This window comes from Pediococcus siamensis (assembly GCF_047220215.1).
In the GTDB taxonomy this organism is placed as follows: Bacteria; Bacillota; Bacilli; order Lactobacillales; family Lactobacillaceae; genus Pediococcus; species Pediococcus siamensis.
In genome coordinates, this window is sequence record NZ_CP178375.1 from 1,468,123 (window position 1) to 1,491,567 (window position 23,445).

17 protein-coding genes, 1 tRNA gene and 1 pseudogene are annotated in these 23,445 nt (G+C 41.5%); 4 read left to right on the forward strand and 15 right to left on the reverse strand.

Annotation, left to right across the window (positions count from 1 at the left end; all coding sequences use genetic code 11):
- Positions 1 to 61 precede the first annotated feature (61 nt).
- Complete coding sequence (locus tag ACLJJ6_RS07215) at positions 62 to 1,303, forward strand: ISL3 family transposase (RefSeq protein WP_412988599.1); 1,242 nt, start codon at positions 62 to 64, stop codon at positions 1,301 to 1,303.
- Positions 1,304 to 1,400: 97 nt separating this feature from the next.
- Here the strand turns inward: ACLJJ6_RS07215 and eno are convergent, their stop codons facing one another.
- The 6 genes and pseudogenes from eno to rpoN form a co-directional block, all read right to left on the reverse strand.
- Entirely contained in the window at positions 1,401 to 2,720 is a 1,320-nt protein-coding gene (gene eno / locus ACLJJ6_RS07220; RefSeq protein ID WP_412988600.1) for a phosphopyruvate hydratase, read from the reverse strand.
- Between the two features lie 71 nt (positions 2,721 to 2,791).
- Positions 2,792 to 3,547 (reverse strand): triose-phosphate isomerase, encoded by a 756-nt coding sequence (gene tpiA / locus ACLJJ6_RS07225; RefSeq protein WP_412988602.1) that lies wholly within the window; start codon positions 3,545 to 3,547, stop codon positions 2,792 to 2,794.
- Positions 3,548 to 3,628: 81 nt separating this feature from the next.
- A complete protein-coding gene (locus ACLJJ6_RS07230) occupies positions 3,629 to 4,831 on the reverse strand; it encodes a phosphoglycerate kinase (protein WP_412988603.1) in 1,203 nt (400 codons plus the stop codon).
- 126 nt (positions 4,832 to 4,957) lie between these two features.
- Complete coding sequence (gene gap / locus ACLJJ6_RS07235; protein ID WP_412988605.1) at positions 4,958 to 5,980, reverse strand: type I glyceraldehyde-3-phosphate dehydrogenase; 1,023 nt, start codon at positions 5,978 to 5,980, stop codon at positions 4,958 to 4,960.
- A 69-nt stretch (positions 5,981 to 6,049) separates the two neighbouring features.
- Positions 6,050 to 7,073 (reverse strand): annotated as a pseudogene (locus tag ACLJJ6_RS07240) (sugar-binding transcriptional regulator).
- A 193-nt stretch (positions 7,074 to 7,266) separates the two neighbouring features.
- Complete coding sequence (rpoN, locus tag ACLJJ6_RS07245; RefSeq protein WP_412988607.1) at positions 7,267 to 8,583, reverse strand: RNA polymerase factor sigma-54; 1,317 nt, start codon at positions 8,581 to 8,583, stop codon at positions 7,267 to 7,269.
- Between the two features lie 67 nt (positions 8,584 to 8,650).
- On the opposite strand from rpoN, the gene ACLJJ6_RS07250 reads away from it, so the two are divergent.
- Together ACLJJ6_RS07250 and clpP are read left to right on the forward strand one after the other, a co-directional pair.
- Positions 8,651 to 8,722, forward strand: a tRNA-Arg gene (locus ACLJJ6_RS07250).
- 391 nt (positions 8,723 to 9,113) lie between these two features.
- Positions 9,114 to 9,707, forward strand: coding sequence for an ATP-dependent Clp endopeptidase proteolytic subunit ClpP (clpP, locus tag ACLJJ6_RS07255; protein ID WP_412988609.1), 594 nt, complete (start codon positions 9,114 to 9,116; stop codon positions 9,705 to 9,707).
- A 64-nt stretch (positions 9,708 to 9,771) separates the two neighbouring features.
- Here the strand turns inward: clpP and whiA are convergent, their stop codons facing one another.
- The 8 genes from whiA to ACLJJ6_RS07295 all read right to left on the reverse strand — a co-directional run bounded on the left by whiA (position 9,772) and on the right by ACLJJ6_RS07295 (position 20,710).
- Positions 9,772 to 10,701, reverse strand: a complete 930-nt coding sequence (gene whiA, locus ACLJJ6_RS07260; RefSeq protein WP_412988610.1) for a DNA-binding protein WhiA — start codon at positions 10,699 to 10,701, stop codon at positions 9,772 to 9,774.
- A gap of 23 nt (positions 10,702 to 10,724) precedes the next feature.
- Positions 10,725 to 11,735 carry a gluconeogenesis factor YvcK family protein gene (locus ACLJJ6_RS07265; protein WP_412988611.1) on the reverse strand — a complete coding sequence of 337 codons (1,011 nt, stop codon included), beginning with the start codon at positions 11,733 to 11,735 and terminating at the stop codon, positions 10,725 to 10,727.
- A complete protein-coding gene (rapZ, locus tag ACLJJ6_RS07270; protein ID WP_412988613.1) occupies positions 11,732 to 12,625 on the reverse strand; it encodes an RNase adapter RapZ in 894 nt (297 codons plus the stop codon). The genes ACLJJ6_RS07265 and rapZ overlap by 4 nt, the downstream gene beginning before the upstream one ends.
- A 137-nt stretch (positions 12,626 to 12,762) precedes the next feature.
- Entirely contained in the window at positions 12,763 to 13,302 is a 540-nt protein-coding gene (locus tag ACLJJ6_RS07275; RefSeq protein WP_412988614.1) for an HdeD family acid-resistance protein, read from the reverse strand.
- Between the two features lie 30 nt (positions 13,303 to 13,332).
- Entirely contained in the window at positions 13,333 to 16,203 is a 2,871-nt protein-coding gene (gene uvrA, locus ACLJJ6_RS07280) for an excinuclease ABC subunit UvrA (protein WP_412988615.1), read from the reverse strand.
- An 11-nt stretch (positions 16,204 to 16,214) separates the two neighbouring features.
- Positions 16,215 to 18,218: an excinuclease ABC subunit UvrB gene (gene uvrB / locus ACLJJ6_RS07285; RefSeq protein ID WP_412988617.1), complete on the reverse strand. Its 2,004-nt coding sequence runs from the start codon at positions 18,216 to 18,218 to the stop codon at positions 16,215 to 16,217.
- Positions 18,219 to 18,325: 107 nt separating this feature from the next.
- On the reverse strand, positions 18,326 to 18,955 hold the full coding sequence (locus ACLJJ6_RS07290; RefSeq protein WP_412988619.1) for a YfbR-like 5'-deoxynucleotidase: 630 nt from the start codon (positions 18,953 to 18,955) through the stop codon (positions 18,326 to 18,328).
- Between the two features lie 27 nt (positions 18,956 to 18,982).
- Positions 18,983 to 20,710 (reverse strand): phospho-sugar mutase, encoded by a 1,728-nt coding sequence (locus ACLJJ6_RS07295; RefSeq protein WP_412988621.1) that lies wholly within the window; start codon positions 20,708 to 20,710, stop codon positions 18,983 to 18,985.
- Positions 20,711 to 20,944: 234 nt separating this feature from the next.
- Here ACLJJ6_RS07295 and ACLJJ6_RS07300 point away from each other — a divergent pair, with 234 nt between their 5' ends.
- A complete protein-coding gene (locus ACLJJ6_RS07300; protein ID WP_412988180.1) occupies positions 20,945 to 22,186 on the forward strand; it encodes an ISL3 family transposase in 1,242 nt (413 codons plus the stop codon).
- Between the two features lie 137 nt (positions 22,187 to 22,323).
- Here the strand turns inward: ACLJJ6_RS07300 and trxB are convergent, their stop codons facing one another.
- Positions 22,324 to 23,265, reverse strand: a complete 942-nt coding sequence (gene trxB, locus ACLJJ6_RS07305) for a thioredoxin-disulfide reductase (protein ID WP_412988622.1) — start codon at positions 23,263 to 23,265, stop codon at positions 22,324 to 22,326.
- Positions 23,266 to 23,445 lie beyond the last annotated feature (180 nt).

Here is a 23,445-nt window from a genome sequence, read left to right on the forward strand (position 1 = left end):
ACATTTGCCCTCTTTGTGTTACGATTTAATCGCCTAATAAAATCGAAAAGAGGAAAAACAAATGTCCCTAACTAATTCTATCCTAAGCCTATTCGAAATAACAGACCCTAATTTAACTGTAACTGAGATTACTAAGGAACATTATCCCAATGGGCAACACGTTCATGTCGTTCACGCTATCCTTTCCTATCAACTTTTAAAATGTCCTCATTGTGGCCATAAATCTCTAATCAAAAATGGAACTCACATTGGCCATCTAAGATTGGGAACCTTATCAGGTGGACGTTATGAGATGCAGCTAAAACGACAAAGATATCAATGTAAACGGTGTTTAAAAACCTGTGGTGCTCAAACTAACCTCGTTAAACGTAATGAAACTTTTACGCATAATGTGAAACATCAAGTAATTGTTCTGGCTCGGGATATGCTGACCAGTAAAGAAATCGCTAAGATTTGTGGGATTTCACCAAGTAGTGTTCAACGCATTTTAAATGCGAATATTCACTTAGCTTATCGTGTTAAAACACTCCCCCAAAATCTTTGTTTTGATGAATTCCGTTCCTGTAATCATCTAATGTCCTTTAACTGTTGCGATGCCGTTAGTCATCGCCGCATTGTGATTCTTAAGGATCGCCTTAGTAAGGATATCATTGATTACTTTGAAGCTCGCTATTCAGTTCAAGAACGTATGAAAGTTCAAACAATCACCGTTGATATGAATGCTGAGTATGCTGGCTTTATTCATCGGTTATTTCCTAAGGCAATAACCATCATTGACCGTTTCCACATTATTCAACTTGCCGGTCGGGCACTGGATAACGAACGTACACGTGTGATCCATACTTTTCAAGATAAGCATTCCCGAGTTTATCGCATTCTAAAATCTCAATGGCGTTTGTTCCATTTGGCAGAAGAAAAGGTCAATGATACTAAACTTATCTATTTACGCGGTATCAACGAATACATGACCCAACAGAACGCCATTGACCTAGCCTTAGATGAATTTCCAGAATTTAAAACTGTGTATCAAACCTATCAAGGAATTCTAACAGCCATTCAACAAAAAGATGCGGTTGGATTTAAAACCTTGATTGCCAACTACAAGGCGGCTGGCAACCAAATGGATATTACTATCTCAACTTTAATAAAGAATGGTCCTGCTGTTCTCAATAGTTGTCGTTACCCGTATTCCAACGGTCCTATTGAAGGACTAAATCGTAAAATTAAGGTGTTAAAGCGTAGCTGTTTTGGTTTTCAAAATATTCATAACTTTTTCATTCGTATCAGTTTAATTTATGCGTAAACAAAAAAAGCACATTCACCGAAGTGAACATGCTTTTCAAAAATCTCCACCAATACAATTTGACAGAGACCCACTCTTTTGCCAGCATTTTACAAAATTACTTTGTTGTAATTGTGTTACGTGCTTGTTCACTTAAGTTGTAGAATGCGTGAATGCCCTTGTATTGAGCAACTTCGCCCAATTGGTCTTCGATACGCATTAATTGATTGTATTTAGCAATCCGTTCTGTACGGCTCATTGAACCAGTCTTAATTTGACCAGCATTCAAAGCCACAACTAAGTCAGCAATTGTTGTATCTTCTGTTTCACCAGAACGATGGGAAACGATTGCTGTATAGCCAGCTTCTTTAGCCATTTCGATCGCATTAACAGTTTCTGTCAATGTACCGATTTGGTTCAACTTGATCAAGATTGCGTTACCAACGCCCATCTTGATACCTTTAGCAAGGTAGTCTGTGTTTGTAACGAACAAGTCATCACCAACGATTTGAACTTTCTTGCCAAGTTTTTCAGTAGCCATTTGCCAATCTTCCCATTCGTTTTCATCAAGAGGATCTTCGATGGAAACAACTGGGTACTTGTCAACAATGCTGTCAAGCAAGTCAACAAATTCTTCTGCTGTATATGACTTGCCGTCACCCTTTAAGTCATATTTCTTTGTTTCTGTGTTGTAGAATTCTGAAGCAGCACAGTCAAAGGCAATTGCAATATCCTTACCTGGTTTGTAACCAGCACGTTTGATAGCTTCAACAAGGATTTCAAATGGTTCCTCGTTGTTCTTCAAATCAGGAGCAAAACCACCTTCATCACCAACAGCTGTTGAATAGCCTTGTTCGTTTAACAAGTTCTTCAAGTTGTGGAATGTTTCTGATGACCAACGAATTGCTTCTGTAATTGTTGGAGCACCAACAGGCATGATCATGAATTCTTGGAAGTCAACATCGTTGTTTGCATGTTTTCCACCATTGATAACGTTCAACATTGGTGTTGGTAAGACGTGAGCGTTGAATCCACCTAAGTAGTTATACAAAGGAATTTGGAGTTCGTCAGCAGCAGCACGAGCAGCAGCTAATGAAACACCAAGGATTGCGTTAGCACCTAATTTAGCTTTGTTAGGTGTGCCATCAAGTTTGATCATAGCTTGGTCAATTGCTAATTGGTCAGTAACTTCATAACCAACAATTTCCTTTGCGATCAACTTGTTAACATTTTCAACGGCTTTTGTGACACCTTGGCCCATGAACTTGCTCTTGTCGCCATCACGAAGTTCAACAGCTTCGTGTTCACCAGTTGAAGCACCAGAAGGCACGATTCCACGGCCAAAACCACCATCTTCAGTATATAATTCAACTTCAACAGTTGGGTTACCACGTGAATCTAAAACCTGACGCGCATAAATATCAGTAATAAGTGACATATTGTAATTTCTCCTCACTAAATTTAGTAAATTCTGTTACAGCTCAATTGTATTACAAATTTGCTTGAAAATTAAGCATTAAAATGAACTAATTCCAAGAATGAATCTGGAACAAGGCTAGCACCACCGACTAAACCGCCATCGATGTCTTCTTTGCCCATTAATTCTTTAACGTTAGCAGGTTTCACACTGCCACCGTATTGAATGCGAACTTTATCAGCTGTTGTTTGGTCATATAACTTCGCAACAGTTTCACGAAGAACTTGACAAACTTCTTGAGCTTGGTCACTTGTAGCTGTTTTACCAGTTCCAATTGCCCAGATTGGTTCGTAAGCAATGACAAGTGAAGCCACTTGCTGCGCTGATAAACCTTTCAAAGCATTTGTGATTTGACCAGAAACCCAGTCGTTTGTTTGACCAGCTTCACGTTGTTCAAGCGTTTCACCACAGCAAATGATTGGTAACATATTGTTAGCAAAAATTGCTTTAGCCTTCTTGTTAATATCTTCATCTGTTTCTTTGAAGTACTGACGACGTTCTGAATGGCCGATAATGACATAGTCAACACCCATTTCAGAAAGGACTTTAGGTGAAGTTTCACCAGTAAAAGCACCTTCATCTTCAAAGTAACAGTTTTCAGCAGCAACTTTAAGGTTTGAACCCTTTGCTGCATCTAATAAAGCTTGTAAATCAACTGCAGGAGCCCCAATAACTGCTTCTACTTCACTGCTTTCAGGGAGTTGATCCTTGACAGCATTAACAAATTCAGTTGTTTCTTTAGGGTTCTTGTTCATTTTCCAATTTCCAGCAATAATTGGTGTACGCACAATCATACTTCCTTTCATCTATAACCTATTTCAAGACGACAACAGCAAAGAGCTTGAAATTTCTTCCAAGCTCGCCGTTAGTTATTTATCTGAAATAGCTGCAATTCCTGGTAATGTCTTACCTTCAAGATATTCAAGGGAAGCACCACCACCAGTAGAAATGTGAGTCAACTTATCGCCAACGCCAAGTTGTTTAACAGCAGCAGTTGAGTCACCACCACCAACAATTGTTGTTGCGTCAGATAATGTTCCTAAGAACTTACCAACTTCAAGTGTACCTTTAGCATAGTTGCTCATTTCGAAGACACCCATTGGGCCATTCCAAACAACTGTCTTAGCATCTTTCAAAACATCTTCGAAAGCTTTAACAGACTTAGGACCAATATCAAGTGCCATGTAGCCATCAGGAATGTCACCATCAACGACTTTGTTAGGCACGTCGTTATCGAATTTTTCAGCAACAACACTATCTGAAGGGAGCACGATCTTGTCGCCAGCCTTGTCTAAGATTTGTTTTGCTAATTCGATCTTGTCTTTTTCAACAAGTGAGTTACCAATCTTGATGCCTTTAGCAGCATAGAAAGTATAAGTCATCCCACCACCGATAATAACTTTATCAGCTTTATCAAGTAAGTGATCGATGACACCGATCTTGTCAGAAACCTTAGCACCACCTAAAATTGCAACAAATGGATGCTTTGGATTATCAACTGCATTTCCTAAGAACTTGATTTCCTTTTCCATTAAGAAACCAGCTGCAACTGGCTTGTTATCAGCCTTCATAGCTGTTGCAATTCCAACGTTGGAAGCATGTGAACGATGGGCAGTACCGAAAGCATCGTTGACGAATTCGTCGCCAAGTGATGCCCAGTATTGACCTAATTCAGTATCGTTGCCACTTTCCTTCTTGCCATCAAGATCTTCAAAACGTGTGTTTTCGAATAACAACACATCGCCATCTTTCATGTCAGCAATAGCATCTTCCAATTGTTTGCCACGAGTTACAGGAACAAATGTAACGGGTTTGCCCAAAAGATCAGATAAACGTTGTGCAACGGGACGCATTGTCAAGGCTTTCTTGTCATCTTCAGTCTTTACACGGCCAAGATGTGAGAATAAGATTGCTTTACCATCATGTTCAATGATGTACTTAATTGTTGGTAACGCAGCCACAATACGGTTGTCATCACCAATGAAACCATCTTTGACAGGGACGTTAAAATCAACACGCATAAGGACTTTTTTGTCCTTAACATCTAAATCTGAAACTGTTAATTTAGCCAAAATTATTCCTCCTGTTTAAGAAATTTAAGGATTTTTTTATTAAAAAAGGCGGAGGAAGTTTGCCTCCCTCCGCCTCAAACCGTTAGACGGTTCTAAAATTTGCAAACTTAAAAGATTTATTTAATCCTAGAGAGTTGCAAACTTCAATAAAGTACGTACCATTTGGCAAGTGAAGCCGTATTCGTTGTCGTACCAAGCAACAGTCTTAACTAATTGCTTGTCACCAGCGGTTGTAACTTCAGTTTGTGTTGGGTCAAAGATTGAACCGTATGTTGTGCCGATAACGTCACTAGATACGATTTCGTCATCATTGTAACCAAATGATTCGTTGTTTTCAGTATGTTTCTTGATTGCAGCATTAACTTCGTCAGCTGTAACGTTCTTGTCTAAGATAGATACTAATTCTGTCAATGAACCATCAACAACACCAACACGTTGTGCATGTCCTTGTAATTTACCATTCAATTCAGGAATTACAAGACCAATAGCCTTAGCAGCACCTGTTGAATGAGGAATTGTGTTAACACCAGCAGCACGTGCAGCACGTAAGTTACCGCCACGAACTGGGCCATCAAGCAACATTTGTGTACTTGTGTAAGCATGGATTGTTGTCATTGTACCTACTTGGATACCAAATTCTTGGTTCAAGAAGTAAGCCATAGGTGCTAAACAGTTTGTTGTACATGAACCAGCAGAAACAATCTTGTCATCTGCAGTCAAAACGTCATCATTAACGTTGTAAACAACAGTCTTAAGGTCGTTACCAGCAGGAGCAGAAATCAGAACACGTTTTGCGCCAGCATCCAAATGAGCTTGTGATTTTGCCTTTGATGTATAGAAACCTGTACATTCAAGAACAAAGTCAACACCGTCTTCCTTAACCCATGGAATATCTTGTGCTTTAGGTTCTGCGTAAACACGGTATTTCTTGCCATCAACGATGATGGAGTCTTCTGTTGCGCTAACCTCACCAGGGAAAGTACCATGTGTTGAATCATACTTCAATAAGTGTGCCAACATTGCTGGACTTGTCAAATCATTGATAGCCACAACTTCGATATCATTTGACTTTGCGCCTAATTCATAAATACGACGGAAAGCTAAACGACCGATACGTCCAAAACCATTAATACCAATCTTTACAGTCATACTAAGATTTCCTCCTTTAGGAATCTAAAAATAATTTTTATTTTAAAAAGTAGTATTTGAAATTAAATATTACTTTTTTAAAATCAAGTTTGCGGCACCCTCATCTGTAACTAAGCAGGTTTGCGAAGGTGCTAAATTCATGTATGAGCGAATCGCTTGGGCCTTAGAATGACCACCCGCAATTGCAAAAACATGATCGATAGATTTGATACGCTCTAATTGTAACCCAATTCGAGGTACCTGGTATACAACTTCGCCTTGCCGATTATAGAAGCAACCAAAGGCTTCCCCAACAGCGTGTTTTTCTTCCAGAAGATGAAGGATACTGGGATCAACTTCTCTTCTTTCTGCCATCTCAACGGCCAATACCATGAATCACGACATTACTTTGTTCAATCAACCGAAGAACTAACTGAACACTAGGTTCCTCTAGTAATGGTTGATACGTTCGTTCACTCAACTTTTCTGGTACATACATGGACTGACTTTTTCCATGTGTTTGTTGTGCCATTATGGAGCAAACCGTGTTTGCTTGCATAGCCAAAGATTGACCCATGCCGCCACGTCCGGGAACGAACGTAAGTTGTCGCTTGGTGGATAATTCGGGGGTAAACTCTTTAGCAACTTGGGCCATGGTGTTACCACCCATCACCACTATTACATTATTACCCTCCGGCAGGATTTTTGCAAGTGTGTCATTGAGAATTGTTCCTAAACTCGCGAAAACGCGATTCTGTGAATCACAATCACCCGGAACGATAAAACAACGATCAATATTTAGAATTTGCGCCAAATCGCGTTCAGCTTGCCGTAAGCCCAACATATTATCAACTAGATCTGTTAACCCATTGAGGACTGATTTTCCTTCATGGGTTAATGCCATTCCAGCTGGTGAAGACCGAATCAGTCCTAACTGCCGAAGCATATCAGTATGTGTTCTTAAGACCCGCTCACTCATATTGAGATGCGTAGCAAGACCACGCCTTCCAATGGGAGCCATTAACGAGACCGTTCTGAGAACCGAAAACCGCTTCAAAAACACATCCACCATGTCAGGTGCAATTGCCTCTAGCCATTTTAATTCGTCTTGCATGATCTCTGCTCCATTTCGGGACATAAACCGTCCATATGTGTCATTGAACGACCCGACAAATTCAAAATAAATGGCATACAACCAAGTTACCTTCTTTTGTTGTATACCTCTCACTTACATATTGAATTATATCAGGAGCCGGCGTGCAATGCAACTCAAACCCCTATCCATTTTTATGCACCATGCCGATCAATTATTCATAGCGTCGTCGTGCTGAAGAAGACGGGATATTTAAGCTTTCTCGATATTTAGCAATGGTTCTTCGGGAAACTTCGATATCCTGGTCGGCCAACTGCTTGACAATTTTAGCATCTGACAAGGGTTTTCGCTTATCTTCTTCATGAATGAACTTCTGCAATAATTTTTTAACCGTATCAACTGAAAGGCCCTCTGGTGAAGCATCTGTTTTCGCCACGGCACTGCTGAAAAACGATTTTAATTCAAAAGTGCCAAACCGGGTCTGGACGTATTTGCCATTGACCGACCGGCTAATCGTTGATTCATGCAAGCCAAGCTTCAAGGCGACATCTTGCAAAAGTAGCGGACGCAAATCTTTAGTTTTTTCAAGGAAAAAGTCCCGCTGATAATCTAGCAAAACCCGTCCCACGCGCAGGATCGTGCTTTCCCGTTGTTCTAAGCTGCGCGCGATCCAATCAAACTCACGTTTTTTCTCTTTTACATAGTCCGTAACCTCAGCATCTTTTCGTTGCAACATTTGTTGAAAATACTGTTTTTGAAAATGAATTTTCGGTTTAGCTGCGCGCGATGTCCGGATTGTCAACTTGCCATCGTGGTTTTCTACAATTAAATCTGGAAAAATGTATTGCGGTCCTTCGGAATTAAAAATTGCACCCGGTTTTGGCGTTAATGTCCGCACATAATCAAAAATTGTCTGAATTGCCGCCATCGATAATTCGTAATCTTTGGCAATTACCGTCCATTTACGATTGGCGAGATCTTCAAAATGATGTTGCAAAATTTCAGCGGTCATTGCCGGTGCCCAATCATCATTTTCGGCCTGTAACAGCAAACATTCTTGTAAATCCTTGGCTCCTACCCCCGGCGGATCCAGTTGTTGGATTAAAGTGATGGCATCGACAACTGCCACGCAATTAGCATTTGTTTTCTGGATGACTTCATCCACGGAAATTTTCAAATAACCATTATGATCAATGTATTCCAGTAAAAACAAAACTAAATTTCGTAATGCCGTGTCGCGCATAGTTAGGTGGACTTGATCTAATAAGTACTCAAACAAGGACTGATGGCTCGAATCGGGAATTTGGTTCAAATAATTCTCGTCAGTTGAACTATGTGATACTGGCGTTGTCGCTTCCTCACGACTATTAGAAACAGTGATCAATGGGTTCTCTAACGCTTTTTGATCTAAAAACGCCTGTAATTCTTCGACATTATACTGTAAGATCTGGATAGATTGTTGTAAAGTTTGCGTCATTGCCAAGCGTTGAACCTGCTTTTGTCGCTGATGAAGATTTTGTTGAAGCGCCATTTTTTTCACCTCGTTATAAATAAACTTGTTTTTTTAAAATGAATACAGTAAAATTAAAAGGTAGTTTGCGCCGTTAGTGTAGTGGATCGCACGCGAGATTCCGGTTCTTGAGACGCGGGTTCGACTCCCGCATGGCGCATTTTTTTGTACGCTGAATTTTGGAGTTAACGGCACCGCTTGCTATTGCGCCCTTGAAAGGGTGTTCACAACTTCTCTAATTATTTAACATTCACCTTGGGAAGTCAAACAAAACCAATTTTGCGTAAGAGATCAGAGACGCGTTTTGGTTTTGAAATGATTTTGAAAAAGAGATCGGAATAATTTCCGGTCTTTTTTGATTACAAAATCTATTTAAGAACCGGCACAACATGTAACCAAACCCTAGAATAGCTGAATTTCACCATGAATTTTAAAGAAAAACAAATTGTTTGACCTTTTTTGACTTTTGGTTTAATCTATAAAGCATGTTAGCCAAACAGCTAACCAAAAAAATGAATTGAATTAATAAATTTAAGGGAGGCTACTAAGTTATGAACTTGGTTCCAACAGTTATTGAACAATCATCACGCGGCGAACGTGCTTATGATATTTATTCCCGCTTGTTAAAGGATCGTATCATTATGCTTTCCGGTCCCATTGATGATGATGTCGCTAATTCCATTATTGCCCAGTTATTATTCCTCGACGCACAGGATTCCGATAAAGATATTTATCTTTACATTAACTCTCCAGGTGGTGTTGTAACTGCCGGATTAGCTATCTATGACACGATGCGTTTCATCAAATCTGATGTACAAACAATCGTCATGGGGATGGCAGCTTCAATGGCAAGTGTCTTGGCATCTTCTGGAACAAAAGGCAAACGTTTCGCTTTGCCACACTCTGAAGTCCTGATCCATCAACCTTCAGGCGGTGCTCAGGGTCAACAAACCGAAATCGAAATTGCCGCCACAGAAATCTTGAAGACACGTAAAGAGTTGAACAAGATTTTGGCAGATAATTCTGGTCAACCTTTGGAAACAATCAACCGTGACACAGAACGTGACCATTACTTCTCCGCTCAAGAAGCCGTGGATTATGGGTTGATTGATGCTATTATGCAAAACAACTCAGAGTTAAAATAATTTGAGGTCATAAAAAATGATGCCCTTCTCACTACAGAGAGGCATCATTTTTTTGTGCTTACTTTTACGCGCGTAACTTTTCGGCATATTCATTTAATTTGCGCAAGCGATGATTAATTCCGGATTTAGAAATGGCCCCGCTGGGAATCAACTCACCAAGTTCTTTTAAGCTGACTTCCTGATTGGCAAGCCGAACCTGCGCTACTTCTTGTAACTTAGGCGGCAAACTATTGATTCCCACCGTTTCCTCAATGAATTTGATGTTGTTGATTTGCTTAGTTGACGCGTTCGCCACTTTAGTAAGATTGGCATTTTCACAATTCACCAACCGGTTCACGGAATTACGCATATCACGCAAAATACGGACATCCTCAAATTTGAGCATCGAGTTTGTAGCCCCAATTAGAGACAGAAAATCCGCAATCCGCTCTGCCTCCTTTAAATACACAATATAGCCGCTGCGTCTCTCCGTTGCCCGTGCATTCAGGTCATAGCGATTCATCCATTCCTTTATCATTGCGTTATGCGTTTCATATAAAGAATAAATTTCTAAGTGGTAACGACTTGTTTCCGGATTATTAACAGAACCACCGGCTAAAAAAGCCCCCCGCAAATAAGAACGAATCTCACCTTCACTGGTTAGCAACCCCTCAGGAACTTTTTCGTTAATTTGATAGCCATCCGTTAAAATAGATAAATCTGCCAAAATTTCCTGCGATTTTGTTGCCAGCCGCACGATATATAAATTATTCTTTTTTAGCTTCATTTTACGTCGCACAATCAGTTCTGCTTCAACCGCATAAAACTGTTTCAAAAGCGAAAATATCCGCCGGGCAATAGCAGGATTTTCGGTTTGAACGCTCAAAACTAATCGATGCTGCGCTAAATTAATGGACCCATTCATCCGAATCAAGGCCATTAATTCTGCTTTGGCATTCTGTGAACGGACTTCTAAGCCGGTTAGTTCTTTTTTAACTTCACTCGCATAGGACACGAAAATCCCTCCCTTCTCCTAAATTAATCGCACGTTTTCGGGTTACCGGCCACATTGAAAAGTTCTTGGGCCACCCGATCCCCATCGTGAAAAGCGCCATGATCGCGCAGACACAAAAAGTCATCCGAAACGACCCGGCAGTGTTGGGCACGCAGCCCCTTAAAATCGGATTTTACTTGGGTTGAGTATTCATCGTAGCGATTGTAATCCATATAATTATTCGGGACTTTAGCGGTATTCACTAAAACGGTATCCACAAAATTCTGACCTAAATGCTGATTTAACACACGCACATGATCTGAATCGGTAAAATTATCTGTTTCGCCCTTTTGGGTCATGATGTTACAAATATAAACCACTTCAGCTTTGGTTTTTAGCACCGCATCCCCAATGTTCGAGATCATCAAATTAGGCAAAATGCTGGTAAACAAGCTCCCTGGACCAAGGACAATCTCGTCAGCATCTAAGATGGCCTCAATGGCTTCTTGGACCGCATGCGGCTTTTGTCCTGCATTCCAAGAAGTTGGCTCAACCCAAACCCGCTTGATCGTTTTATGAGCAGCTGTAATTTCCGACTCGCCCGCTAATTGCGTTCCATCGGTAAATTCTGCATGCAATACGAGCGGTTCGTTTGAAGCTGGATAAATATGGCCATCCACCTGCATCATCTCGGACAATTCCTGAACGGCTGTAAAAATCCCACCCTTCATTTCAGACAGTGCGGCAATGATCAGGTTGCCAATCGCGTGTCCCGATAAAAAGCTGTCATCGCTCTTAAACCGGTATTGAAAAATATCCAGTTCCAGTTTAGGTAAATCCGATAAAGCCACAATAACATTACGAATATCACCCGGCGGCACAACGTTCACATAATTACGAATAACACCGGAAGAACCCCCATCATCAGCAACGGTAACGACCGCCGTAATATCTGCATTTTGTTTTTTTAAACTCTTAAGAATAACGGGTAACCCCGTTCCACCACCGATCACCACAAACTTGGGACGGTTTCTTGCTGCTTGTTGTCTTGTCATGATCGATTTACAGTTTCCTTTCGTTTTTTCACATCGCGGTGCGAAACATGCACAGTATAATCCGTGCTTAAATCGTCCGCAATTCGTTGCGCAATCGCTACCGAGCGGTGTTGCCCGCCTGTACAGCCGATTGCAATCGTCACAGTTGACTTGCCTTCTTTTTGGTAACCAGGCATAACGTAACGTAATAATGAAATAAAATGTTTATAAAATTTTTCGGTGACAGGTTGATGCATCACGTAGTCCGCCACTGGTTTATCGAGACCCGTTTGCTTTTTTAATTCGGGAATGTAGTAAGGATTTGGTAAGAAACGCACATCCATCACGATGTCGGCGTCGATCGGAAGTCCATATTTGAAACCAAAAGAAACCACCTCAATATGAAATTTACCAACAGTGCCGTCGCTTCCGAACGTTTCAAAAATTTGTTCACGCAGTTCACGCGGTGTCATTGCCGTAGTATCAATGACGTATTGCGCGTTTGAACGAATTGGCGCCAAAAGTTCACGTTCTTTCCGAACCCCATCAATGACACGCCCTTCCATGGCTAATGGGTGCGAACGCCGAGTTTCTTTGTAACGGGAAACCAGTTCTTGATCTGAAGTATCGAGAAATAGAATTTGTGAGCTGACAGAAGCAATACCATCATCTTCGTCGGTCAGCATATGCAAAATTTGGTCGTAAAAAGCACGTGAACGTAAATCAACCACTAAGGCGACCTTATTAATTTTTCCGGACTCCTTGACTAATTCCCAGAATTTAGGTAAGAGTGCCGGGGGCATGTTATCCACGCAAAAAAAGCCTAAATCCTCAAAACTTTGCATTGCTACTGTTTTGCCTGCTCCGCTCATTCCTGTGACAATCACTAGTTGCATTTTTTCATCTGTCATTTTTAATCCCCCGTTCATGATAGCTAATTATAGCATACCGGGTGTGTCTTTTTCACCAAAACCCGTATATTTCCAAATTTTAAAAAATTCGAAAGATTTTTCTCTATTGAGAAACGATCTTTCGAATTCACATGAAGCTATTTAATTCGTCGCGCAAAGGCAATCACAATGGCGTTTAGCCCAAAAATAATGAGGGAAGTACCCACCAAAGCATTGAAAGCCAACACCGTCAAAATGGGCCGCATCAATAATAGAATGGCCAAAATCAATAAAACAAGATCAATGCCAACAGATAACCAGTAAATGCCACGGCCAAATATTTTTAAGTGTGAACTCACTAGCAGTCGTTCAAGGACATCAATTAAAAACCAGACCGCAAACAAAAAGCCTAAAACCGTTACTGCACTAGGTATATCGAACATAAAAATGGCACCCACAATAATGTCCAAGATCCCTAGAATGAGGGCGAACGTCGCCCGCATTCCGGTAACTTGTTTCAAACGATGATAACCGCCGATCGTCGTAATTCCTCGCACAATTGCTGCGATCGCAAATACGACCGCTAAACTGGTAATAGCAATTTGAGGTAATCGTAAGACAAAATAGCCCGCAATTAAGAAAATAATGCCGGTAATCAGCTCTGACCAATCAAAGCCCCAATTATTTTCGCGATTCATTTGACTTCACTCCTTCATCATCTGCGCTTTTTATTTAGTTTTTGCCGTTGATTTTGAAACTTCGGTAGTCCGTTTTTTATCCCGCTCTAAAACCGGCTTTAAATACTTTCCGGTATAACTTGCTGGCACCTTAGCAACCGCTTCTGGTGTTCCCGTAGCCACGATGGCACCACCACCGGCACCGCCTTCAGGTCCTAAATCAATCAAGTAATCTGCCGTCTTGATCACATCCAAATTGTGTTCGATCACCAGCACGGTATTTCCCTTGTCAACTAACCGTTGTAAAACATCTAACAACCGTTTAATGTCATCGGTATGCAGACCCGTTGTGGGCTCATCCAAAATATAAAAACTCTTCCCATTTGATTGTTTGTGTAATTCAGAAGCCAACTTCATCCGTTGGGCTTCCCCACCAGATAGCGTCGTTGCTGCTTGGCCTAATTGGACGTATCCTAGACCAACGTCCACAATTGTTTGAAGTTTCCGGCGGATCTTTGGAATTGGTTCGAAAAACTTAAGTGCTTCTTCAACTGTCATTTCCAAAACTTCCGCAATATTTTTGCCCTTATATTTAACTTCTAATGTTTCTGAGTTATACCGCTTGCCCTTGCAGACTTCACAAGGTACATAAACATCAGGGAGGAAATTCATTTCAATTTTCAGAATGCCATCACCTTTGCAGGCTTCACAACGACCACCCTTGATATTAAAACTGAACCGTCCCTTCTGATAACCACGTAACTTAGCTTCGTTTGTTTGGGCAAACAGCCCCCGAATGTCATCAAAGACACTCGTGTAAGTTGCGGGGTTACTCCGTGGGGTTCGCCCAATTGGACTTTGATCAATATTGATCACTTTTTCAATATTTTTAACCCCAGTAATCGCGCGATACTTACCTGGTTTTTCGGAATTATGATTTAATTTCTGTGCTAAAGCCCGTTTCAAGATCATATTAACTAAGGTTGATTTCCCGGAACCAGAAACACCGGTGACAGCGATAAATTTACCCAAAGGAAAATCAACATTGATCTTTTTCAGATTGTTTTCAGCGGCCCCCTTGAGCGTAATCTTCTTTCCGTTACCCTTCCGGCGTTCTAATGGCACCGGAATAAATTTCTTTCCGGCTAAATATTGACCGGTCAAGGAAGTTGCAACCTTTTCGACCTCTTCCGGTGTTCCTGCAGCCATCACACGACCGCCATTGTCCCCAGCACCAGGACCAATATCGATCAAATAATCAGCCGCACGCATGGTATCTTCATCATGTTCGACAATAATTAGTGTATTGCCAAGGTCGCGCATTTTCTTCAGAGATCCAATCAAACGATCATTATCGCGTTGATGCAAGCCAATCGAAGGCTCATCTAAAATATAAAGTACACCAGAAAGATTAGACCCAATTTGTGTAGCTAAACGAATTCGTTGCGCCTCACCACCAGAAAGTGTCCGTGAAGCACGACTTAACGTTAAATATTCCAATCCGACATTCCGCAAGAAAGTCAAACGATCCCGAATTTCCTTTAAAATTGGTTTGGCAATCGCACTTTCTTGCTCCGAAAGTTCAACGTGGTTGAAAAAGGCGATTGCATCATCAATCGGTAATGCTGAAACTTCGCCAATGTGTTCACCCATGACTTTCACACTCAAAGCCCTGCGATTGAGTCGATACCCGTGACAAGTTTGGCAGGTCAATTCGCGCATATAAGTCCGCATCACATCGCGCGTAAAATCACTGTTAGTTTCACGGTAACGCCGGTCCACATTTTCGATGACGCCCTCAAATGGCACATCAACATCACGCACCCCGCCAAAGTCATTTTCATAATGAAAATGGAATTCTTTGCCATTAGATCCATGCAAAATAACCTTCTGATCTGCTTTACTTAACTGATCAAATGGCGTATCCATGTCAATGTTAAATGCCTGACAAGCTTGCTCTAACAAACTCGGGTAATACTGCGAACTGATCGGATTCCAAGGTGCCAAAGCGCCCTCGCGTAAAGTCTTGGTTTGATCAGGAACCACTAAATCGAGATCAACTTCGAGTTTAACACCTAAGCCATCACAGTCAGGACAAGCCCCAAATGGTGCATTAAATGAAAATAGCCGTGGTTCAAGTTCACCAACCGTAAATCCGCAAACGGGACAAGAGTAATGTTCCGAAAAAAGCAGCGGTTCACCGCCAATAATGTCCGCTGTGGCGTAACCACCACTCAACCGTAAAGCGGCTTCGAATGAGTCAAACAAACGGGAGCGAATGCCCTCTTTAACGACAATGCGATCAATCACGATCTCGATGGTGTGCATTTTGCTCTTGTTTAAATCCAACTCTTCTTCAATATCATGAATCTCACCGTCAACCCGTACCCGCACAAAGCCTTCACGCTTAATCTTTTCAAAAATTTTCTTGTGTTGACCTTTTTTGGCCCGCACAATGGGTGACATGATTTGTAACTTTGTCCGTTCTGGTAAAGCTAAAACTTGGTCTACCATTTGTTCCACAGATTGACTAGTGATCTCAGTCCCGTCGTTAGGACAAATGGGATGACCAACGCGAGCCCATAACAGCCGGAGGTAATCGTTAATCTCGGTCACCGTTCCTACCGTCGACCGCGGATTCTTGGACGTTGTCTTCTGATCAATGGAGATTGCCGGACTGAGCCCATCGATTGAGTCCACATCTGGTTTATCCATCTGTCCCAAAAATTGCCGTGCGTATGCCGAAAGGCTTTCAACATAGCGTCGCTGCCCTTCTGCGTATAAAGTATCAAACGCCAGCGAACTCTTTCCAGAACCTGACAGGCCCGTAATGACGACCATTTTATTTTTAGGGATGGTCACGTCAATATCCTTTAAATTGTGTGCCCGTGCACCATGAATGACAATTTTATCGTTAGCCAACTTCATTCCCCCTAGCCTATTTCCGCTTTCAATTCCATTATTGTATCACGTAACGTTGCTGCCGTTTCAAAATCTAACTTTTTCGCCGCTGAACGCATTTGCTCCGTCAAGTTGGCAATCATTTGTTTTTGATCCTTCTTGGACATGTCTTCAAAATCAGACTCGAGGAAGTCATCCTTTTGACCGGTGTCTTCGGTTTCCTTCGTGGGTGCAATTAAATCACGAATCGATTTTTTGATCGTATGCGGTGTAATATGGTGGGCTTCATTATATGCTTCCTGAATCTTACGGCGTCGCGCCGTTTCATCAATTGTAGCCTGCATGGACTCCGTAACCGTATCCGCGTACATAATAACACGACCGTGCTCATTACGGGCCGCACGCCCAGAAACCTGGATGAGAGACCGGGTATTTCTTAAGAATCCTTCCTTATCGGCATCCAGAATTGCCACTAGTGAAACTTCCGGAACGTCAATTCCTTCACGTAATAAGTTAATTCCGACCAAGACATCGTATTTCCCCGTTCGCAAATCACGAATGATACGCGTCCGTTCTAGTGTTTTGATATCACTATGCAAATAAGCAACTTTTATCCCCAGTTCCTTGAGATAATCTGTTAAATCCTCTGCCATTTTTTTCGTTAACGTCGTCACAAAAACCCGCTCGTTAATTTCAGCGCGTTTATTAATCTCGCCAACGAGATCGTCCATCTGACCCATAATCGGGCGTACTTCAATTTCTGGGTCCAGCAAACCTGTCGGTCGAATAATTTGCTCCACAACATGATTAGTTTGGGCTTCTTCATAAGGTCCAGGTGTGGCTGACATATAGATAATCTGATTCACATGCTGCTCGAACTCCTGTAAGGTCAAAGGACGGTTATCAAGTGCACTCGGCAAACGAAATCCATAATCAATCAACTGTTGTTTACGAGCACGATCGCCGTTGTACATTCCTCGGACCTGTGGCATCGTGACGTGTGATTCATCCACAACCATCAAAAAGTCCTTTGGAAAGAAGTCCAGTAACGTAAAGGGGGGCTCACCTGGTTGGCGGCCATCCATGAAGCGCGAGTAGTTTTCAATCCCATTGGTGTACCCCATCTCCCGCAACATCTCAACGTCATAAGTCGTCCGTTGTTTTAATCTTTGGGCTTCTAAAAGTTTGCCTTGCGATTCCAGTACCTTCAGTCGCTCTTTAAGTTCTGCTTCAATGCCTTGAATCGCAACTTCCATCTGATCATCGTTTGTCATAAAATGAGTTGCCGGGAAAATTGCCACGTGTTCCCGGTCGCCAACCACTTCACCAGTCAGGGCATCCACTTCTCTGATGCGATCAATTTCATCGCCGAAAAACTCAACTCGTAAAGCATGCTCATCATGCGACGCAGGAAAAATTTCAACAACATCCCCATGAACACGGAAACGTCCCCGTTGAAAATCAATGTCATTGCGTTCGAACTGAATGTCCACAAGTTTGCGTAATAACTGGTTGCGTTCAATCTCCTGACCAACTCGCAATGAGACGGTATGATCTTTATATTCTTTAGGATCCCCTAAACCAAAGATACTTGATACTGAGGCCACGACAATCACATCGTTACGTTCCAACAATGAACTGGTTGCGGAATGTCGTAATTTATCAATTTCATCATTAATTGAAGAATCCTTTTCAATGTACGTATCACTAGAGGGCACATAAGCTTCTGGCTGATAATAATCGTAATAACTTACAAAATATTCCACCGCGTTGTTGGGAAAGAACTGTTTAAATTCGCCATACAACTGTCCCGCCAACGTTTTGTTGTGCGATAAAATCAAGGTAGGTTTGTTTACCTGCTGAATCACATTAGAAATGGTAAAAGTTTTTCCCGTTCCCGTTGCACCTAACAAAATTTGTGCTTTTTCACCTGCATCAACACCAGAAACTAGCTGTTGAATTGCTTTCGGCTGATCTCCGGTCGGTTTGTACTTTGAAACCAACTCAAACTTATTATTATCCGTACGATCAATCATCTGCAAAGGCCCTCCATTCCGTTCACAAAAAAAGGAAAGCAATTGCCTTCCCTTTAAAACAATATTTCAATTTTAACACACCGAACATACTTTCGCCATCATCTTGTTTAAAGAATAATTCGACGGGTAATTTCCTCTAATTTAGCCTGATTGGTAAACTTTTCTTTTAACAGATCAGGTAAAACTTCGTGTAAAAAGTACTGAACAGAAGCCAACTTCTTGAACTTGACGATGGTTGTTAAACTTTCCTTATAAATCTCTTCGTAAGTCGGTTCCGGATTACCTTTTTGAATCTCACCAAACGATTCATACAACAAATCAATCTTGTCTGCTACGGAAAGAATTTTTCCTTCCAGTGTATCGTCCTTTCCTTCCGAAAGTCGGCGCCGATATGCTGGGCGGAATTCACTGGGAATTTCGTTATTCACGAAGTTTTCTGATAAAGAGTCTTCCACATCTGCTAACATGGCACGTAATTTGGGCGTGGCATACTTAACCGGTGTTTTAATATCCCCAATGAAGCGTTCGTTGTAATCGTGATTCAATGCTTTTTCGTAAAGCGATTTCCAGTCCACTTGCTGACCACTATTTTCTTCCACATCGCCCAAAAATTGCGCGATTTGCGTCACCTTGAAAGAGTGTTCCGCAACAGAATGTTTTTGATACTTAAAAATACCTGGGGCTCTGACCAAAGTTTCCAAATTACTTAAACTTTTAATATATTGATGTATGCCCATCAGTAGCCTCCCTTAATTGTGCTTTCCTTAGGCTTCAATGAATTTGTCAATGGCAGCTTCAAAATCAGCGACTTTTTGCTGTGCATCGGCATTACTCTTACCCACGGTGCCCACATAAAACTTAATTTTTGGTTCAGTCCCGGATGGGCGAATCGCAATCCACGTGCCATCTTCCAGCTGATACTTCAACACATTTGCTACTGGCAATTCAATGGCTTGCGTTGTCCCATCAGTAAAGGTCGTCGTTTGTTTTTCAAAGTCTTCCAGAGCAGAAACTTTTTGACCCGCAAAATCACTTGGCCGCTCTTCACGGAATTTAGTCATCAAGTCTGCCATCTGCTGTTTCCCATCAACGCCAGGAAAATCTCTGGAAATTGTCTTTTCGGCATAGTAGCCGTAAGTTTCGAAGAGTTCTTGTAAACCGTCATAAAGGGTTTTATTTCGTTTGCGATAGTAAGCTGCAATTTCTGCCAGTAAAACAATTCCCTGAATCGCATCTTTATCGCGGACAAATGGTTTCACTAAATAGCCATAGCTCTCTTCAAAACCAAAAATAAATGTATGCGCATGGGTCTTTTCATAGCTTTGAATCTGATCCGCAATGAATTTAAACCCGGTCAACACATTGACCATTCCCACATGGTGGGCTTGGGCAATTTTAGTTGCCAGTTCACTAGAAACAATTGATTTAACTGCCACTGCATTTTCTGGTAAGGTATTGTTTTCACTGCGCGCCGTTAAAATATAATTTAGCATCAAAGCGGCCATTTGGTTTCCTGTCAGTAACCGGTAATCACCATCTGGTTTGCGAACCGCAGCTCCCAAACGATCAGCATCAGGATCGGTCGCCACTAACAAATCCGCCCCCTGTTGTTTCCCAAGTTTAATTGCCAAGTCAAAAGTCTGGGCAAATTCAGGATTAGGGAATGGCGTTGTAATGAATTCTGGATCGGCAATAGCCTGTTCGGGGACAATCGTAAAATCACTAAATCCAGCGTTTTGTAAAGCCCGATTTCCTAAGACTTTCCCTGTCCCATGTAATGGCGTATAAATGAGCTTCATGTCTGCACCGGACTCACGAATCAAATCCGGATTAATCGTTACTGTTTTGACTTCGGCCAAATAAGCTTGATCAACCGCTTCACCAATCAGTGTTAGACGCCCATCCTGACGCAAATCGTGTTCTTTAGCCACAGGAATATCAAAAATGTCCGTCACCTGACGAATGTAAGTCGTAATTTTGTCGGATTCTGCTGGCGGCATCTGTCCACCATCTGGTCCGTAAATTTTATAACCGTTATACTGCTTTGGATTGTGGCTTGCCGTAATCATGATTCCCGCATAGGTCTGCAAATGGCGAACCGTAAATGATAGTTCTGGGGTTGGACGCATATCGTCAAAGACAAAGCTTGGGATATGATGCGCACCTAACACATGGGCAGCCTCGTGAGCGAATTCTTCTGAATGGTAACGGGAATCAAAACTAATGGCAACGCCACGCTGTTTGGTCGCATCGTCCAATTCATCCATAAAGTTTGCGAGTCCTTCAGTTGCCTGCCGAACCGTGTAGATGTTCATCCGGTTAATGCCTGGACCCATAACGCCACGCATCCCTGCTGTGCCAAACTCCATTGGTGCGTAAAACGCCTCTTCCAGTTTACCGGGATCCTTCTCAAGTTCTGCTAATTCGGCTTTCAAGCCGGGTTCTAAATCAGGGCGTTTCACCCATGTCTGATACGTATCTTTCCAATCCAAATCATTACCCCCAAAATATTGGCAAATTTTTTTCAACACTCTAAGTATACAACATTTGGTTAGTGGAATTGAAACGTTTTCCTCAATCTCACGCCATCCCCCCAAATTTCGGGTCTACACTTTCTGGTATTGGTGAATAACTGATACCAGTTTTTATTTTGAAAAAAAAAAGGACATTTGCCCTCTTTGTGTTACGATTTAATCGCCTAATAAAATCGAAAAGAGGAAAAACAAATGTCCCTAACTAATTCTATCCTAAGCCTATTCGAAATAACAGACCCTAATTTAACTGTAACTGAGATTACTAAGGAACATTATCCCAATGGGCAACACGTTCATGTCGTTCACGCTATCCTTTCCTATCAACTTTTAAAATGTCCTCATTGTGGCCATAAATCTCTAATCAAAAATGGAACTCACATTGGCCATCTAAGATTGGGAACCTTATCAGGTGGACGTTATGAGATGCAGCTAAAACGACAAAGATATCAATGTAAACGGTGTTTAAAAACCTGTGGTGCTCAAACTAACCTCGTTAAACGTAATGAAACTTTTACGCATAATGTGAAACATCAAGTAATTGTTCTGGCTCGGGATATGCTGACCAGTAAAGAAATCGCTAAGATTTGTGGGATTTCACCAAGTAGTGTTCAACGCATTTTAAATGCGAATATTCACTTAGCTTATCGTGTTAAAACACTCCCCCAAAATCTTTGTTTTGATGAATTCCGTTCCTGTAATCATCTAATGTCCTTTAACTGTTGCGATGCCGTTAGTCATCGCCGCATTGTGATTCTTAAGGATCGCCTTAGTAAGGATATCATTGATTACTTTGAAGCTCGCTATTCAGTTCAAGAACGTATGAAAGTTCAAACAATCACCGTTGATATGAATGCTGAGTATGCTGGCTTTATTCATCGGTTATTTCCTAAGGCAATAACCATCATTGACCGTTTCCACATTATTCAACTTGCCGGTCGGGCACTGGATAACGAACGTACACGTGTGATCCATACTTTTCAAGATAAGCATTCCCGAGTTTATCGCATTCTAAAATCTCAATGGCGTTTGTTCCATTTGGCAGAAGAAAAGGTCAATGATACTAAACTTATCTATTTACACGGTATCAACGAATACATGACCCAACAGAACGCCATTGACCTAGCCTTAGATGAATTTCCAGAATTTAAAACTGTGTATCAAACCTATCAAGGAATTCTAACAGCCATTCAACAAAAAGATGCGGTTGGATTTAAAACCTTGATTGCCAACTACAAGGCGGCTGGCAACCAAATGGATATTACTATCTCAACTTTAATAAAGAATGGTCCTGCTGTTCTCAATAGTTGTCGTTATCCGTATTCCAACGGTCCTATTGAAGGACTAAATCGTAAAATTAAGGTGTTAAAGCGTAGCTGTTTTGGTTTTCAAAATATTCATAACTTTTTCATTCGTATCAGTTTAATTTATGCGTAAACAAAAAAAGCACATTCACCGAAGTGAACATGCTTTTCAAAAATCTCCACCAATACAATTTGACAGAGACCCCAAATTTCGAGTACTTTACGACAAAAAAAGCGCCTAAAAGGGATGTCCTCTTAGTCGCTTGATGCTTATTCTACAGTTGTTTTAGCTTTTAAATCCTGAATGTAAGAAAAGACTTGTTGCCCAGCAATGCCACCTTCACCCACAGCAGTTGCAATCTGACGAAGATCCTTTTGACGGACATCGCCGACCGCAAAAATACCAGGGACTTTGGTTTGCATATGATCGTCAGTTGGAATCCAGCCATTTTCATCTAAAATTGGTAAATTATGCAAATTATCAGTCATGGCGTGGTTGCCGACATAGATGAATACACCAGCAGCATCAATAAAACTATCTTCACCGGTCTTATTGTTGTTGACTTTGACACCAGTCACCTTTTGACCATCACCCACAATTTCAGTAACGTTACTATTCCACACAAATTCCATCTTAGGATTGGCAAAAGCACGTTCCTGACTAATTTTTTGGGCCCGTAATTGATCACGACGATGGATAACAGTCACTTTTGAAGCTAACTGTGTTAAATAAATACCTTCTTCAATCGCGGAATCGCCCCCGCCAACCACAATCAGATGCATGCCTTTGAAAAAGGCGCCATCACATACGGCACAGTAGGAAACCCCTCGGCCACTGTAAGTATCCTCACCAGTAACGCCTAGCTTTTTATATTCTGAACCAGTGCCAATTACAATTGCTTTCGCACGAAATTCATCCGTATCTGTTTTAACAATTTTATAGTCGCCGTGGTCTTCAACTGCTTGAACACTGCCATAAGCGTATTCCGCGCCGAATTGGACCGAGCTATCGTACATATCCTTCGCCAGGTCAGGTCCCAAAATGGATTTAAACCCCGTGTAGTTTTCGATTGCTGCTGTATTATTCATTTGGCCACCATAAATACCGCGATCCAGCATAAGAACTGACAAGTTAGCCCGTGACGCATATAAGGCCGTCGTCATACCTGCAGGTCCAGCACCAATTACAATAACATCGTACTCTTTTGCCAAGTGATTTCCCTTCTCTCCTAGTTTGATAATAAATATACTATCTTCTTATCTGAATGTCTAGCATCCTGCTTACAAAAAGTTAGCTTTTTTGATTTCGCCATTTACCATTTGGAAATAGAAAGAGACTGGAATTTTTCCAGCCTCTTCGCTTTTTACTCTCGGCATTAAAATCGCCATCTG